1 protein-coding gene and 1 pseudogene are annotated in these 351 nt (G+C 48.7%); one reads left to right on the plus strand and one right to left on the minus strand.

Annotated features, from left to right (window positions below; translation table 11 throughout):
• A pseudogene (locus GVK32_RS28775) lies at positions 1 to 206 on the plus strand (IS4 family transposase); the annotation flags it as partial.
• Here the strand turns inward: GVK32_RS28775 and GVK32_RS29410 are convergent.
• Positions 156 to 351: hypothetical protein (locus GVK32_RS29410; RefSeq protein ID WP_227698083.1), on the minus strand; the 196-nt coding region annotated here is incomplete at its 5' end. The pseudogene GVK32_RS28775 and the gene GVK32_RS29410 sit on opposite strands and share 51 nt — an antisense overlap.

A 351-nucleotide genomic window follows, 5' to 3' on the forward strand; every position in this document is an offset into this window, starting at 1 on the left:
TCAGAACCCTGAAAAGCAGTCTCCTGGATAACGCGCTGGTGCAGAGAAGCCGGAAAGTTGACCTGCTGGAACAGGAGGTATGGGGGATGTTACTGGCCTATAACCTGATATGACGCGAGGCAACAAGAGCGGCGGAGAAACACAAGAAAGCGCCCTCAGAAATAAGCTTTAAGTTCGCGTTCCAGTTTATCGCGACGGAAATGATATGCGGTAATCATTTCCCCTATATACTCTAAATAATTCAAGTTGCAGGACGGCGGCAAGGGAGTGAATCCCGATGAGCTTACACCAGTAAGTGATTCGGGTGAGCGAACGTAGCCAACACACATGCAACTTGAAGTATGACGAGTA

Source organism: Klebsiella sp. 18074, assembly GCF_902705905.1.
In the GTDB taxonomy this organism is placed as follows: Bacteria; Pseudomonadota; Gammaproteobacteria; order Enterobacterales; family Enterobacteriaceae; genus Klebsiella; species Klebsiella terrigena.